The following is a 16,111-nucleotide window of genomic DNA, read 5'->3' as shown; positions in this document are numbered from 1 at the left end:
GAGACCTGGATACCACCACTACTCTGTAAGTACTTTATGCGAAGATTCATAACCAATGGGGAGTGATCGGGTTGATATACAATAAAAGTATACGAACCTCCCTTTGGATTATGAAGTCTGTCAAGCTATTCATACAAAATAAAGAGGGCGAACCGCTGTCGGCTCGTCTGGAACTGCCTGCATCCGGCAGCCCCCACTCCTACGCTATTTTTGCCCACTGTTTTACCTGTAGTAAAGACCTGCATGCTGTACGGAATATCTGCCTGGCCCTTACCAGCCGGGGATTCGCGGTAGTGCGCTTTGACTTTACAGGGCTGGGTGAAAGTGGAGGAGACTTTTCAGAGACGAATTTCTCGCACAATATAGAAGACCTGATCGTGGTAGGTGAGTACCTGGAAAAAAACTACCAAGCTCCCAGCCTGCTGGTTGGCCACTCGCTGGGCGGAGCGGCGGCGATCGTAGCGGGTTCTAAAATGGAATCTATCAAGGCCATCGCTACCATTGGTGCTCCCTCCACAATTTCGCACGTGACGCACCTCTTCAAAGATGACCTGAGTACCATCGAGGCCGAAGGCTACGCCGAGGTGTCGATCGGGGGGCGGCCGTTTACCATTAAAAAACACTTTGTAGATTCGCTCGATCTCAAGGATCTTTCTTCTATTGTAAAAAAGATGAGGAAGCCCCTCCTGATCGCGCACTCCCCGCAGGACCGGATCGTTCACATCCGCAACGCGGCCGAACTCTATAAGGCAGCCCGCCATCCCAAGAGCTTCCTGTCGCTGGACCGGGCGGACCATTTGCTCTCCGACGAAGAGGACTCCCACTACGTAGGGGACGTACTAAGTAGCTGGGCCAAGCGGTACATAGATTTCAAACCCGTTGAACGGGCAGACTCAGAATCGCAGGTAGTAGCCCAGATTGCTGGTGATGACTACACCACCCAGATCCAGACCCGCCATCATACACTCATCGCTGACGAACCTACCAGTCTGGGCGGAAACGATTTAGGTCCCAGCCCTTATGAGTTGCTTTCAGCCGGACTGGGTGCCTGTACAGCTATTACCCTGAAAATGTACGCCAACCGCAAGAAGTGGGACCTGCAGGAAGTACTGGTACACTTGGACCACGGGAAGGTACACGCCGAAGACTCGGCCCATACCGAAGTAAACAACACGCAGAAGATCGACCAGTTCACAAGAGATATAGAACTGGTAGGTAACCTGGACGATACACAGCGGGCCCGTCTGCTCGAAATCGCTAATATGTGCCCGGTACACAAGACCCTGCACAACAAGATCGTCATAAAAACCACCCTACGTAAGTAAGTACCTATACATGCTCCAGCTCCGGCCTGCCACTTCCAACGATATACCAGCTCTGCAAGGCCTGATCCTTGACCATGGTGCCAATGAATGGAACCACCTCCCCGAGGAGGAAGTAAAAGCGCATCTGGCCGCCATAGACGATAGTTCGGTGCGGGGTATCGTAGCGCAGGAAGCGGGAGAAGTAGTGGGAATCATGACGTATGAAATAGGTACCTTTTATCCGGAGTTTGAAGATTCACCCGATATTATTCATGGCTACGTGGCCGAAGGAGTGGTACATCGCAGCCTGACAGGTCGCGGCATCGGGGTACAGCTCATGGAGGAGGTCATTAGAGTTCTAGCCGGTGAGGGTATCCGGCACATCTACGCCAAGCGGCACGAGGAGAATCCTTTTTCTAAAAGGCTCCTTGAAAAGACGGGTTTTGAAGTAGTAGCCACCTTCGATGACCCGTTCATCCGCCCTACCGGCTCCCGCCGGACTACCGTGTGCCGTTATGTTGTAAAATAGCTGCATCTACTCCTAAAAATGGGCTGTAAGTCAGCCGCTTCTTTTGTTTTATTCTGGATAGCCGAAGTATATTTGCTTTTTACTTCAGAACCAGATGAAGCAAATTTCCCGAAACACCTTTCTTTTCAATTCATTAACAAATCTGACATGCTAAGAAGCGTACTGATGTACAGCCTGCTGGCGGTAGCCCCTGCCTTTGGCCATACATCACCTCCTCTCACTATGCCCGCCAAAGCGGATACCGCCAAGGCAGATTCGGTGGCTAAGCCGAAGGGCAAAGAAGCCCCGCTCCCCCTCAAAGCCGAACGTTCCATCGAATTCACCGCCCGCGAAGGTACCTGGATGTCGCTGGACGTAAGTCCGGATGGTAAGACAGTCCTATTCGATCTTTTAGGTGATATCTACACCCTACCTATCACCGGCGGCAAAGCTACCAAGGTAACCTCCGGCATGGCCTTCGATACGCACCCGCGTTTCAGCCCCGATGGCAAGAAAATCCTGTTCACCTCGGACCGCAGCGGTGCCGAAAATATCTGGTGGATCGACCGCGAGAAGCAGGATACCGTGCAGGTCACCAAGGACAAAGATCAGAACTTCTTTGCCGCTACCTGGACGCCCGACGGGGAGTATATTGTAGGGGCACGTGGCCGTCGTAATATCAAGCTATACCTCTACCACCGTAATGGTGGCGCGGGTATTGAGATGATCGAGAAGCCCGAAAAGCTTAAAGCCATCGACCCGGCGGTGAGTCCGGATGGCCGCTACATCTACTACTCAGAGCGAACAGGAGGCTGGAACTACAACGCCCAGCTTCCCCAGTACCAGATCGGCGTGTATGACCGCGAGAATGGCAAGATGCGCACCATCACCTCCCGCTACGGCTCGGCCTTTACCCCTACCTTGTCCAGGGATGGCAAGTGGATGGTATACGGTACCCGCTTTGAAGATAAAACCGGTCTGCTGATCCGCGACCTGCAGTCGGGTGACGAGCGCTGGCTGGCCTACCCCGTACAGCGCGACGAGCAGGAGTCTATCGCCCCCATGGGTGTATTACCTGCCATGTGCTTCACACCCGATAATAAGGCGGTGATAGCCTCCTATGGTGGAAAGATTTACAGCATCCCGGTCAATGGTGGCAATGCTACCGAGATACCCTTCCAGGCCGATGTAAAGCTGGAACTGGGACCGCAGCTATCCTTTAAGTACCCCATCGAGGACGTAAAAGAATTGGTAGCTACCCAGATCCGTGACGCGGTACCTTCCCCCGATGGCAAGAAGCTAGCCTTCACCGTCCTGAACCGCCTCTACGTGATGGATCTGCCCAAGGGTACGCCCCGTCGCCTGACCAACTTTACATTCACCGAAGCACAGCCTGCCTGGTCACCCGATGGAGGTTCTATTGTATTCACCACCTGGAAAAGCGAAGAGGGCGGACACCTGTACAAGGTAGCCGTGGGTGGCAAAAGCACCCAGCCCCAGCGCCTGACCAAAGTACCTGCCGTCTATACCAATCCGGCCTGGTCGTATAAGCAGGACCGCATTGTATTTATGCGCGGTAGCAGCGACAACTACAAAAACTCGGTATCAGCGGGCGCAGCCGGCGACACCGAAGATATAGCCTGGATACCTGCCAACGGCGGTGACGTGACCGCGATTGAAAAAGCTTACGGCCGCCGCCTCCCGCATTTTACCAAGTCCGAAGACCGCATCTACCTCAACAGCGACGAAGGACTGGTATCCATCCGCTGGGACGGTACCGACGAGAAGACCCACCTGAAACTGACCGGGATCACTACCTTCGGTACTTCGTTTCAGGAAGGTACCCACTGTATGCTCCCTGACCACCTCAACGATGCCCCCGAAACGACCAAACCCAGTACCCCTTCTATCATCCTGATGGCTCCGGAAGGAAACAAGGTAGTCGCCAAGATTACCAACGAGGTATACGTGGTGAATGTACCTAAAGCCGGTAAAACGCCTACTATCTCGGTATCAGATCCGAAGAGCTCGGCTTTCCCGGCTCGTAAGATTACGGAGCTGGGTGGTGAGTTTCCGGCCTGGTCGTCCGATGGCAAGCAGGTGTACTACTCGCTCGGACGCAACTACTTCATCTATGATCTCACCAAGGCCGACACCTACGACGACAGCCTCAAGATAGCTCTGCGTGAGAAAGCCAAGGCTCCTAAGGACTCTACCGCCAAGGCCGAAAAAGCCAAAGAGGACCCAGACCCGCACTACGTAGCACAGGAGTTTGAGGTAACGGTGAAGTTCCCTAAGGATCAGCCTACCGGAACGGCTCTGCTCAAAGGCGCCCGCATCATTACCATGAAAGGTGACGAAGTGATCGAGAACGGCGATATTCTGATCGAAAACAACCGCATCAAGGCCGTAGGTGCCAGCGGTAGCCTGGCAGTACCCAAGGGAGCGCAGGTTGTAGACGTAGCCGGTAAGACCATCGTACCGGGCTTCGTGGATACCCACGCCCACATGTGGCCCAACTGGGGTCTGCACAAAAACCAGGTGTGGATCTACGCCGCTAACCTGGCCTACGGTGTGACCACTACCCGCGACCCGCAGACTGCCACTACAGATGTACTTACGTACAGCGACCTCGTGGAGTCGGGCCAGATTGTTGGTCCGCGCGTGTACTCGACCGGACCGGGTGTAGGCTTCTGGACCTATAATCTCAAAGACCTCGATCATACCCGCAAGGTACTGCAGCAGTACAGCAAGTACTACAACACCAAGACCATCAAGATGTACCTCGTCGGTAACCGTCAGCACCGCCAGTGGATCATTATGGCCGCTAAGGAACAGAAGCTGATGCCTACTACCGAGGGCGGTCTGGATTTCAAACTGAACATGACGCAGCTCATTGATGGGTACCCCGGTCACGAGCACTCCATACCCATCTATCCGCTGTACAATGATGTGATCAAATCCATCGCTGACGCCAAGATGGCCGTTACGCCTACCCTGCTGGTATCGTACGGCGGACCCTGGGCCGAAAACTACTACTACGCCACCGAAAAGCCCTACAATGATCCGAAGATGCAGCGCTTTACGCCCTACGAAGAACTGGCCGAGAAAGCGCGTCGTCGGGGTGCCTGGTTTATGGATGAAGAACATGTGTTCAAGAAGCATGCCGAGTCGATGAAGAAACTGGTGGAAGCCGGTGGACTCTCGGGCGTAGGTAGCCACGGACAGCTACAGGGACTGGGCTACCACTGGGAGCTGTGGTCGATCCAGTCGGGTGGTATGAAAGCGCACGATGCTCTGCGGGTAGCTACCCTGACGGGCGCTACGGCGCTGGGTCTGGATAAAGATCTGGGATCTATCGAAGGCGGTAAACTGGCCGACCTGGTGATCCTGGACAAAAACCCGCTGGAAAACATCCGGAACACCAACAGCATCAAGTACGTCATGAAGGATGGCCGCCTATACGAAGGAGATTCGCTCAACGAAATCTACCCCCGCAAGCAAGCCCTCGACAACACCGAGTGGAAAGCCAAGCAGCCGGGCAACGTACCGGGGCTGAATTAACCAAAACTTTTTGTATATTAAGGGCTAGCCAAATGGCTAGCCTTTTGTGTATAAGAGTAGTTTCTATTAATGTTTGGACTGATTCAATCAAATTACAAAAAACGATCTTATTGAGATGATATGTACTATTACAGCATTACCTGTTAGATGTGGTGATTGTATATTTGTGAATTTTACTGATGTAAATAACAAGGAACATAGTATATTAATAGATACTGGATACGCTGATACTTTTAATCGTACAATTAAGCTAATTATAGATGACCTGCAATCTAAAGATAATAATTTAGATCTTTTAGTACTCACGCATACAGATGGGGACCACATAGGAGGGGTTAAGCGATTATTGAAAGAGTATGGATTATCTTCTTTTAAAGAAGTATGGTTCAACTATTCACCAATACCTTATAGTGTAGGTAATGATTCTAATGATATTAGTATAAAACAGGGGATTTGGCTTAGAGATTTACTGTTGAGTAGTGGAATAGTAAATGAAGGGCCAATTATGGCAACCCAAGTCCACACAATAAGTGAAGCTATTCTTACAGTTATATCTCCAGACAATGAACAATTTGACTGCTTTATTGAAGAATGGAGCAAAGAAGAAAAAAGTATTAATACCCCTAACGAAGGCTCAGTTGGTACTTTAGAAACAGACTATGATGTTCCGATAATTGAGTTAGCTAAGAAAAATTTTGAAAAAGATTCATCATTAAGCAATAGAAGCAGCATAGCTTTTATATTAAACATAGGCACTTTCAAAGCTCTTTTTACTGGTGACTCACATCCTGATGTGTTAAAAAATTCCTTACACAGTTTAGGTTATTCACCAACAAACCCCATCAGTTTAAATCTTGTAAAGATATCGCAACATGGATCGAAAGGTAATACAAACGATGATATTATGGATATTATAGATTGTCAACATTTCTTGATAAGTACAAATTCAGCTAACAAGCACAAATTTCCTCACAAAGAAGCATTATCCCGTATAGTAATTTCATGTCATAATAGACACCCAAATAGTTTCATCCACTTTTACTTTACATATCAAAGCACGGCATTTGACGTAATATTCACAGATGACGAATATAAACTTTTCAATATCATATGCCATTTCCCAGAAATAGACACTGGTGGTATTACTTTAACCTTTTCAACAAATGAGTAGCTCTACCCGAGATAGTTTATCTAATCATTGTGTTCGACTTTCGGTAAATAAAAAACCTGTTGGAAGCGGTTTTATATTAAAGGCTGATAATCCAGAGCGCTGTTATGTTCTAACTGCACGCCATTGTATTATAAAATATTCTAAGGACCAGCCAATATCAATCGACTTCTATGACTACGACAGTTGTAGTTTTACAACATCACTATCTGTAATAGAGCGCTTCTACCTTGAAGCAAGTGTTGAAAACAAATATGATATAGCAATTTTACCAATAGAACTAAGACTTATACCATTCTCACTAACCGACTGCTCTCTAATATCTAGTACTCCTAAATTAACAAGATTAACTTTTAGAGGTTTCCCCAATGCAAACAAATCTTTTAGTCCCGAAGAGATTGTAGTCGAATCCTCTCTTTCTAGTGGGGCAACTGTATCTCTTAATACTATAGTCAGACCCGAAGACCATGACACATCAGCGTTAGAAAACGTTACTGGCTTTTCAGGCAGTGGTCTTGTTAAAGAGGAAAATGGCAATTTTGACCTGCATGGAATCATAATTAAGTATGATCCTATATTCAATAAATATACAGCTCAGGATCTTTCTAGAATTAATTATTTATTAAATCAGCATGGACACAGATCTTTACCGATACTAGAAACTCCCTTAAAGACTTTAAGCAGCAACAACAGCATAGAACCATCATTTATAGAACTAATAAAGCTAAATTTAACAAAAGCAGAAAACTTTTGGAAAGACCTTCAACCAAGACAAGCTTTAACACTAGTAGAATCTGCAATAGAAAGTTTAGAGGGATCCAGTCTACTCACAGCTTATAGAAACCCATTACTTGCAAGATCTTACTTCATAAAAGCTTTGGCAGTAGGCGATCTAGATTCAAGTGATGAGTGCTATAATATATTTATAAAAGCATATTTATTAGATAAAGAAAAAATTAAATATAAAGAACGAGCAGCGGTAGCATACTATTATGGGAAAAATATGACTAAAGCTTATGAAATTGCAGAAAGTATATTAAATGATGATGAAGAGAATGCCCGTGCTTGGCTTGTTATAAATCAGCTTAATCCCGATCTATCTCCCCCCGATAGCGTTACTTCCTCAGAACAATATAAAGTTGGCAAAATCATCGCATTATCTAAAACTAACCCAAACGTATCTGCTAATGACCTATTCAACATTTTTCGTGATGATCTACATAACATGCCTAATGTATTTAGCTTTAACCGCTTAAATATATATTACTGGACTTACCTTGCATTAACAGCATTACATCATTCTTTTATAGAAAACTCACACGAAATAAGCTCTCATAAAAACACAAACATTAAGTTTAGTACTCTATTTCAGTATTCCATAAGTATACTTTCAAAAATAATAAGTTATACATCCAAGACTGAATTTCATAAAAAAGAATCGTTTAGATCAGCTAGATATTTTGAACTAATCGGCAAATATTACCTCACAAGTGATCCATGCGAAGAAGATTTATTAATAAATGAACTATATAAAATATTTACAGGAGAAAAATCACATATAGACAAAACGCAAGACGATCTACTACCAATTGCGGAAGTCCTACCCGACCGGATTATTGAAATCCTTACAATTTTCATACAAAGCAAAAAACCTCAACTAGTTTTAAATACTGTCGAAAAAGTTTCATACAAAGATATCGCGGAAGTACATTTGATAATTGGCATAGCTCATGAGATGTTAAATCAAAAAGATGAAATGATTCAATCATTTCGTAATTATTTATCATTAATCAGTGTGATCAAGCAACATGAAGCTAAGAACTGTTTACATATTATTCAATGCTTTATTATCAAAGGAGAGAACCCAAAAGACATATACAGTTGGATTTCCGAGGGAAAGACATTCGAATTCGGTTATATAAAACCACTCATAGAAGCATTCTGTCTAAGCGCATCCACAGAATATCATATCGATGCTAAAAGAGCTGCAGACAATGTAAAGCCGTTCTGGAACAAGTTAGAAAATCAGCTACAAAAAGCCTTAGCAGCTATTTATTCTGATTTAAAAGAATGGAGTACAGCGAAAGAGCTTTGGCGAGATTTAATAGGTAATGGCACAGAAGAGTCAGATGAGTTAAAGGCTTATATAATAACATTATTTGAAGAGCATAAAGATTTTGATGAGCTATTCGCTAGATTAGCTTTTTGGCGACAGCATTTCACACCTAACCTTGATTTGACATTTCGTGAAATAGATTTATATAGGCGATTAAACTATTATTCAAAACAAGCTGAGGTTGCAGAGTATGGTATGACACACTTTCCTGATGTCATCTCTTTTTGGGTTGATCGAGTTCGGGCTCTATATCGATTAAGAGATATAGACAACTTAAACCCCCTATTGGATGATCGCATATTAACTGCAAAATTATCTTATAATGTCCGTTTTAGTATCGCCCACATATACTTTGTTAATAATAAGGTAAACATAGCTCAAGAGGCATGTTATCAGGTTTTAAAGGAGAACTGGTCGAACCCAATTGTTAAAACTGCATACTTTTCATTAACAACGCAATATAAGTCCATTTATGAGGCCCCTCTACCTCAGGTTGCTCAAATACATATGGTTGTACGTATCGTAGGTGACCAACAGAGTCAATTGATAGAATTAACACCAGAAGAGGTAAAGCACAATCAAATTGCAAAAAGAATAATAGGGTTAAAAGTAAATGACACGTTTCAGCTAGTTAAACCTGTAGTAAATTCACGAATCACGTATAAAATAGAACAAATATTAGACAAGTATCAAGGCCAGTCGGCACTGATTGCAGAAGAAATCGCAACAAAGCCTTTTACAGGCATGCCAATTCAATCCTTCACAACGACATCTGATGCACCTCCAGAAGCATTACTTAATCAGTTAATAGATGTTTTTGCTCCACAAGAAGCGAAGCGAAAACTATATATTGAAGAAGCTAAACGTAAATTTGCGGATTATAGTATTGGCTTTACTGAGTTAACACAACATGGATTTGGTGGCAGTCCTGTCGCGGCGTGGGAGTATTCTACATCCAATTATCATGATGGCTTCCCTATATTCCCTAAAAGCCTACTAGAGAAACGTTTACCTGACAATTGGATAAGTAAAGAAACTGAATTTGTCTTAGATTTCTCTTCATTATTAACAATCTATCATATTTCAAAAAATGAAACAAACCTATATAACAGCAAAAAGTTTATAATATCTCAATATACTTTTGACTATATTTTCTTTGAGCTGGAAAAAGTTCAAAATCAACAAGAAAGTAAATTATCATTTAATATTATAGGTGAACAAATTGTTCCATATTTCCATCCAGAGGACTTACATACTCGTAGAATCAGATTTTGGATAGGCTTATATGAATGGATAAATCAGTTTTGCCAAACTGACTATGTTCCAGATAGGTTAACTTGGGATTGGCAAAGGGATGACAGTAATTCAGAACCAATATTTTCTGATAAAAATATGTTTACGTCTAGCTTTACCGATTCAATGTTATTAGCAATGCGTCCTCAACGTGTGTTAATTACCGATGATGCTTTTTTCTATACAAAGCTTCAACATAATTTACTTATACCAATTACAACTGAAACATATTTTTACAATATACATAATAGTAAATATAATGACTCTATTTGGCTAGATCTTGTTAGGCTAAATATGAGAGGTCTTACAATAACAGGATTACAACTATATACAGCATTTTCTAATAATAAAATGATTGTATCACATAATAGTGATTACTTGAAAGCTATATTAAGTTACTCCCCGAACTATAACCCTAGCTCTATAAACTTATTAAGTGCAATTACATTCTTAAAATGTTTATATGCCGATAATTTATTAATAGATTACAAGCGTCGTATATCTAGGATACTACTACAAACTACTTTATCTGGCTCCCAGTATATTAACGAAAGGACCATCAAAACTATATTATCTAAAATTGATATTGAATTCAACTTATTAGGCGAATATGGAGACTTTGTTAAGGAGGATCTACTTCATACATTAGAAACTTTAAATCTTAGTGACCAATAGCTTGTTATAAATAGCACAAGAACTGCTACTAGCTTTTTTATCATTATTCACTTTTAAATTATCCTCGTTCATCTTAGTTATCAACCCGAGTATTTCTAACCAACTTCTTCAACCTGATGTCATTAAAATAATGTTAAAATGCCCTACAACAAGATCATAGCTGACAGAGTACGTGAGCAACTAGCTTCCCTTACCAGTGTAGAAGAAAAGGAAATGATGGGGGGCCTGATATTCATGTACAAGGAGAAAATGTGTGTCGGAGTCATGGGGGACAGTCTCCTGTGCCGGATTGATCCAGTCTTGTACGAGGAAGTCATTGAAAGGAATGGCTGTCGCCCCATGGATTCTACGGGTCGGTCTATGAAAGGATGGATTCTGGTGGATCAGGAAGCCATCAAATCCAGAACAGACCTGGTATACTGGATGGACCTGGCCTTTGACTACAACAGCCGGGCTAAAAAATCCAAAAAGAAATAGTACCTCACTACCTCATCCTCAGACCACTATCTCCTTTCTACTAGTTCTTCAACCAAGCCACAATGGCTTCATAGCCTGATCTGTTAGCTAACGGAAGCTCAATTGGCACGTTCCTTGCGTTATTGAGCGAGTACTAGTCATCTAATATGAAGAATAGTACTTAATTCCTTTTTTAGCCAATCAATCAGCCCTCCTCATCAATAGTATGAATCGAATCAGTACCCTGTGCTTTTGTTGCCTCCTTTGCGTTTCATTTAATGCCCTTTGTCAAACCGATACCCTTCATTTCGTTTACCACAGCGAATGGTATGATAGTGACTGGAAGCAAATCGCTGATAGTTCTAAGGCTGAATACAAAAGAGTGGTCTACAATTATGAAAATAAGTACTGGCATGTGATTGACTACTACAAAACTGGGCAGGTCTGTAAGCAAGGCAGATATCTGGAAGAAGGTCTTAGGAAACCACACGGTATTTTTGAAGAGTACTATCCGAGCGGACAGTTGGAAGCCAAAAAGACGTTTTTGGCTGGCCGACCGATTAATGAAGCGATCGTTTACTACGAAAATGGACAGATTGATATTTACAGGAAGTACAACAACATTGGAAGCCTGCTAGAAGAAAGGTACTACAAGGAGGATGGCAGTGAGAGTATTGTAGAAAAGCCGGAATTTCCCGGAGGTATTCCCGCTATGTATAACTACTTATCTGCCAATATCAAGTACCCAAAATCGCTTGGAAAGAAAAATATCATGGGCAGAGTCGTAGTAACCTTTGTTATCGATACCGATGGTTCCTTACAAGATGTAGCTATACGTGAATCTCCGCATGATGCTTTTTCAAAGGAAGCCTTGCGAGTGGTTAAGTCTATGCCCCAATGGAAACCAGGAGCAAGAGATCAAAAAGCTGTACAGGTAAAGTTTAATCTTCCGGTTAATTTCTCATTACAATAAGAATTCTAACTATCATATAGTACCCTACTATTCCTCGCTGCAAGCCTTAGCTACCTTCAGGAGCCACTATGCCCTTGTAGTTTCCGAGCTGATACTTTTTCCTTTATGTTAAATATCACTAGTAAAAAGGCACCGCTTTGGTTGCTCACCATCCTGATGGTTACTATCCTATTCCGTCAGATTGGCTTTTTGCTGCTGTCCGATATAGCTATCGTGCTCCATACTATTATATTACTCCTGTTCTCGCTCCTGGCCGGACACTTCTATTCAAAAAGCAAAACCATCACAAAATCCGACGTTCTTAGCATCCTGGGTATCGCCTTCTCCTCCTTGTTTCTGCTGTGGGATACGATTAGTCTGATACTACTAACGGTATTACTCCTCTTTATTATCCCTGCCGTTTCAAAGTACAGAGATAATAAATACACAAGGGTGGCTGTCCGCTTCTTATCAATTCTATCATTAGCCCCTTGCATCTTATTTCTATTGCTTTCTCTGATCTTTACAGGCTTCGGAGCAACCAGCATAACTCAAACCCTACCTTCGCCTGATGGGAAGTTTCTGCTGACAATTGAAAAACATGACGCAGGGGCAACCGGAGGAAGTACCGAAGTAAGTGTTATGCGTACCTTTGGCGGGCAAGTCCAGTGGAAAAGGCGCCTCTATGTAGGCAGGTGGAGTGATGAACCGACTATTCAATGGATTGACGCGCAATCAGTAAAAATCAATAATACAGACTGCTCTATTTTCTTTGGGGACGCAATGGAATAAAACTATTACCAATCCTCTTGATCCACCACTCATGGAGTAACGTCGCCGTTACGCCAGTACTATTCCCTGGTGTATAATCGATTACCTATATTGAAAGTTTTATTACCTAATACCTCCTCAGACACCATAGCTCTAAAATGTGTTATCCAGCATGAAACAGAGGTACTCATTCGGAAGAAGCTACGGGATGGATCAGGCTCGTGGTATTCATCCAGGGTATCCCTAATGGACAAATCCCCCTGCTCAAAACATACAACAAACCAGAAGAATACGATTGAAAACCAATAGTATGCCCCCCATAGATCTGCCGGCCATCAGAGATTTGATGGTGGAAATACCGGAAGGGTACGTGGAAATGAGAGACGACCGCACCAAAACCAAGTGGACGGCTCAGGTACGTGCATTTTTCCTAGCGAAGTACCCGGTGACTCAGGAATTTTATCATAAGATTACCTATGAAAGCCCCAGCAGTTTCAAAGGTAGCCACCGCCCGGTAGAGACGGTCAGCTGGAAGGATGCTGTGGTGTTTTGCAATACATTATCCAGCCTTACGGAGCTCACCCCCTGCTATACCCTACTGCCTAACGAGGACAAAATCACTTTTGACCCAACCGCGAATGGATTCCGGCTCCCTACCGAGGCCGAATGGCAGTATGCCTGCCAGGCCGGTACCCGCGCCATCACCTACGGTGAACTGGACCAGATAGCCTGGTACAAAGCCAACTCCAGCCAGCAAACTCAGGACGTGGGCCAGAAACAACCTAACGCCTGGGGACTCTATGACATGCTGGGCAATGTTTGGGAATGGTGCTCAGACATATATGATGAAGAAGTGTATGGCTCGTACCGGGTTTTCAGAGGGGGCGGCTGGTACGACGAAGAACGCAGTGTGATGGCAACCACCAGAAGACGAAGTCATCCTATTTCGTTCCGGATCGACGACCTAGGGTTCAGAATCGCCAGAAATAGTAGTTAGCCCAGGTGCTGTACCTTTTAGGTAACCATCAGGTATGCCGCATGCTGATACTTCAAACCCATTACTAGTACCTGTCTACTACCAGACCACCACAAGCATGGAACCATCCATTGTACCCCTAACCGAAAAGAAACTAGTAGGTAATAGGCTAAGAATGTCTCTAACTGACAACCGTACTGGTGAACTATGGCGAGGCTTCCTGCCCCGACGAAAGGACGTACACAACCAGATCAGCTCGGAGCTGTACTCCATACAGGAATATGAACCTGGCTATTTCAAGTCTTTCAGTCCCGATAAGGAATTTGATAAGTGGGCGGCCGTAGAGGTGACCGACTTTGAGGCCGTACCTGATGATATGGAAACATTCATATTACCCACTGGCCTTTATGCTGTTTTTCATTACAAAGGCCTTAGTACTGACACCAGCGTGTACCAGTACATCTATACCACCTGGCTACCAGCCTCTGAGTACCAGCTAGACCACCGCCCCCACTTTGAGGTACTGGGTGACAAGTACAAGAATAATGATCCTGCCTCGGAAGAAGATATCTGGATACCCATTAAGCCTAGGCAATAGCATTGGCTTTATAAAGAGTTTTGCTTCTCCACGCCACGTTGGTCTGTTTCCCCACAGACCTAACAAATTAACCTACAAAACAAAAGACCTGTGTCTCCACAGGCCTTGGTTAAGATACAAGTTGTGGATTAGTTTAACTCCCCTACCTTCTTCGCTGCCTCCGCCAACTGTACTTTCTCGCCGTTGATAGTAAGATTGGTCGCATGAATGTCCTTGACGTGGGAGAACTTATAAGGCTGCTCGACACCTTCGATAATTACATTGGTGAGGCGGACATTCTGGATGGGGGACTCGGGGTAACCTTCCAGCAGTACGCCCGTTTTGCCGCCTTTCTTTACGGTCATGTTGCGTACGTCAATATTGCGGATGATAGGCATGTGATTGCCGGTGTCTTCGTAGTACATGGTAGCGATGATGGTCTGCTCCTTCACCTGCCCTACCTCGATGTTCCTCATGTAGATATTCTCGATAATACCTCCGCGGGCGGTGTTGGTCTTTATGCGGAGCACGCGGTCCAGCTCGGGACTGTTCTTCTTGCAATCTTCGGCAAAGACATTGCGGACACCACCCGATATTTCACTACCGATCACCACACCGCCGTGGCCGCTGGCCATAGTGCAGTTCTGAACGATGATATTCTCACTAGGTACATTGAGACGTCGGCCATCGGCGTTCCGGCCCGACTTGATAGCGATACAGTCATCACCAGTATTGAAGTAGCAGTCTTTGATCAGTACATTCTTGCAGGACTCGGGGTCACAGCCGTCGTTATTGGGGCCGTCGCTGGTTACGGTCACCTTTTCGATCGTCACATTGGTACATAGCACGGGGTTCAGTATCCACATAGGCGAGTTGATAAAGGTAACGCCTTCAATCAGGACGTTTTCGCATCGGTAGGGCTGCACAAACTGCGGGCGCAGGTACGACCCGGTGCCAAACTTCCGGTCCTGCACAGGTACGCCCCGCTCGGCCAAATCGAATAGTGCCTTGCGCTTGTCCGGGTCCACCTGACTAGGCTGCCCTTTCTTGAACCCGTAGTGCGCATTGCCTTTCCAGGGCCACCAGTTGGTAGCATTGGCGCGGCCATCGAGGGTACCTTCACCGGTTATGGCTATATTCTTTTGCTCAAAGGCGTAGATCAGCGGCGAGTAGCCCATCATCTCCACTCCTTCCCAGCGGGTAAATACCAGCGGCAGGTAATCGTCGGGGCGGGTCGAGAAGGAAATCGTAGCCTCTTTCACGACGTGCAGGTTGACGTTGCTCTTTAGGTGAATAGGCCCGGTATAAAAATTACCGGCAGGTACTACCACTCGTCCGCCGCCTTCGCGGTGGCAGGCTTCGATGGCTTTTCGGAAGGAGTCGGTACAATCGGTAGTACCATCGCCTATCGCGCCGTATTGGGTAATGGGGTAGTCTTTCTGTCGAAAATCAGGTTTTCGGATCTGCGCAAGCAGGGCAGGTAGCTCCTGCCAGGGGTCGGTTTCGGCTTTCATTCGTGTGGTAGAGGTACTTGTCTTGCAACTTGCTATGCACATGGCAGCCCCCAGTAGGATCAGGAGAGCGTGAAAAAGTTTATTTTTGGTCATATACCGTGTAGTTAAACAGATCGGGAGGCTGAGTGTTCAGGAATTGTGGGAACCAGGCTCCGTGGAAACTTAGACGAAGAATAGGTACAACTCCCCCCTCTCCTTGCAGATATATTCTCTCTCATCGCCCTATACTGCCCACTT

The 16,111-nt window shown here is 45.0% G+C and carries 11 protein-coding genes; 10 read left to right on the top strand and 1 reads right to left on the bottom strand.

The annotated features are described in order from the left end of the window. Positions 1-110 precede the first annotated feature (110 nt). From JUB14_RS10090 to JUB14_RS10045, 10 genes are all read left to right on the top strand, one after another. A complete protein-coding gene (locus tag JUB14_RS10090) occupies positions 111-1,325 on the top strand; it encodes a bifunctional alpha/beta hydrolase/OsmC family protein (RefSeq protein ID WP_207505729.1) in 1,215 nt (404 codons plus the stop codon). Positions 1,326-1,335: 10 nt separating this feature from the next. After that, positions 1,336-1,833 carry a GNAT family N-acetyltransferase gene (locus JUB14_RS10085; protein WP_207505728.1) on the top strand — a complete coding sequence of 166 codons (498 nt, stop codon included), beginning with the start codon at positions 1,336-1,338 and terminating at the stop codon, positions 1,831-1,833. Positions 1,834-1,980: 147 nt separating this feature from the next. Continuing rightward, positions 1,981-5,376 carry an amidohydrolase family protein gene (locus JUB14_RS10080; protein ID WP_207505727.1) on the top strand — a complete coding sequence of 1,132 codons (3,396 nt, stop codon included), beginning with the start codon at positions 1,981-1,983 and terminating at the stop codon, positions 5,374-5,376. A 115-nt stretch (positions 5,377-5,491) separates the two neighbouring features. After that, positions 5,492-6,547 carry a ComEC/Rec2 family competence protein gene (locus JUB14_RS10075; protein ID WP_207505726.1) on the top strand — a complete coding sequence of 352 codons (1,056 nt, stop codon included), beginning with the start codon at positions 5,492-5,494 and terminating at the stop codon, positions 6,545-6,547. Further along, positions 6,540-10,628, top strand: coding sequence for a PIN domain-containing protein (locus JUB14_RS10070; RefSeq protein ID WP_207505725.1), 4,089 nt, complete (start codon positions 6,540-6,542; stop codon positions 10,626-10,628). The genes JUB14_RS10075 and JUB14_RS10070 overlap by 8 nt, the downstream gene beginning before the upstream one ends. 138 nt (positions 10,629-10,766) lie before the next feature. Then, positions 10,767-11,105, top strand: a complete 339-nt coding sequence (locus JUB14_RS10065; protein ID WP_207505724.1) for a TfoX/Sxy family protein — start codon at positions 10,767-10,769, stop codon at positions 11,103-11,105. 205 nt (positions 11,106-11,310) lie between these two features. After that, positions 11,311-12,057 carry an energy transducer TonB gene (locus JUB14_RS10060; RefSeq protein WP_207505723.1) on the top strand — a complete coding sequence of 249 codons (747 nt, stop codon included), beginning with the start codon at positions 11,311-11,313 and terminating at the stop codon, positions 12,055-12,057. A gap of 105 nt (positions 12,058-12,162) precedes the next feature. Then, the gene (locus tag JUB14_RS10055; protein WP_207505722.1) at positions 12,163-12,828 is read left to right on the top strand and encodes a DUF5412 family protein; all 666 of its coding nucleotides are present in this window, start codon (positions 12,163-12,165) and stop codon (positions 12,826-12,828) included. A gap of 289 nt (positions 12,829-13,117) precedes the next feature. Then, entirely contained in the window at positions 13,118-13,804 is a 687-nt protein-coding gene (locus JUB14_RS10050) for a formylglycine-generating enzyme family protein (protein ID WP_207505721.1), read from the top strand. A 97-nt stretch (positions 13,805-13,901) separates the two neighbouring features. Further along, a complete protein-coding gene (locus tag JUB14_RS10045) occupies positions 13,902-14,381 on the top strand; it encodes a GyrI-like domain-containing protein (protein ID WP_207505720.1) in 480 nt (159 codons plus the stop codon). Positions 14,382-14,509: 128 nt separating this feature from the next. Here the strand turns inward: JUB14_RS10045 and JUB14_RS10040 are convergent, their stop codons facing one another. Beyond that, a complete protein-coding gene (locus JUB14_RS10040; RefSeq protein WP_310586125.1) occupies positions 14,510-15,967 on the bottom strand; it encodes a glycoside hydrolase family 28 protein in 1,458 nt (485 codons plus the stop codon). Positions 15,968-16,111 lie beyond the last annotated feature (144 nt).

The organism is Telluribacter humicola, from assembly GCF_017355935.1.
Taxonomy (GTDB): Bacteria; Bacteroidota; Bacteroidia; order Cytophagales; family Spirosomataceae; genus Telluribacter; species Telluribacter humicola.
The sequence above is the reverse complement of the archived record's forward strand: the minus strand, read 5'-3'. Positions and strand labels throughout refer to the sequence as shown.

Bases quoted from the DNA above. Each gene is read 5' to 3' on its own strand.
- JUB14_RS10050 (WP_207505721.1), top strand. From the start codon at position 13,118: ATGCCCCCCATAGATCTGCCGGCCATCAGAGATTTGATGGTGGAAATA.
- JUB14_RS10060 (WP_207505723.1), top strand. From the start codon at position 11,311: ATGAATCGAATCAGTACCCTGTGCTTTTGTTGCCTCCTTTGCGTTTCA.
- JUB14_RS10075 (WP_207505726.1), top strand. From the start codon at position 5,492: ATGATATGTACTATTACAGCATTACCTGTTAGATGTGGTGATTGTATA.
- JUB14_RS10055 (WP_207505722.1), top strand. From the start codon at position 12,163: ATGTTAAATATCACTAGTAAAAAGGCACCGCTTTGGTTGCTCACCATC.
- JUB14_RS10065 (WP_207505724.1), top strand. From the start codon at position 10,767: ATGCCCTACAACAAGATCATAGCTGACAGAGTACGTGAGCAACTAGCT.
- JUB14_RS10080 (WP_207505727.1), top strand. From the start codon at position 1,981: ATGCTAAGAAGCGTACTGATGTACAGCCTGCTGGCGGTAGCCCCTGCC.
- JUB14_RS10070 (WP_207505725.1), top strand. From the start codon at position 6,540: ATGAGTAGCTCTACCCGAGATAGTTTATCTAATCATTGTGTTCGACTT.
- JUB14_RS10085 (WP_207505728.1), top strand. From the start codon at position 1,336: ATGCTCCAGCTCCGGCCTGCCACTTCCAACGATATACCAGCTCTGCAA.
- JUB14_RS10090 (WP_207505729.1), top strand. From the start codon at position 111: ATGAAGTCTGTCAAGCTATTCATACAAAATAAAGAGGGCGAACCGCTG.
- JUB14_RS10040 (WP_310586125.1), bottom strand. From the start codon at position 15,967: ATGACCAAAAATAAACTTTTTCACGCTCTCCTGATCCTACTGGGGGCT.
- JUB14_RS10045 (WP_207505720.1), top strand. From the start codon at position 13,902: ATGGAACCATCCATTGTACCCCTAACCGAAAAGAAACTAGTAGGTAAT.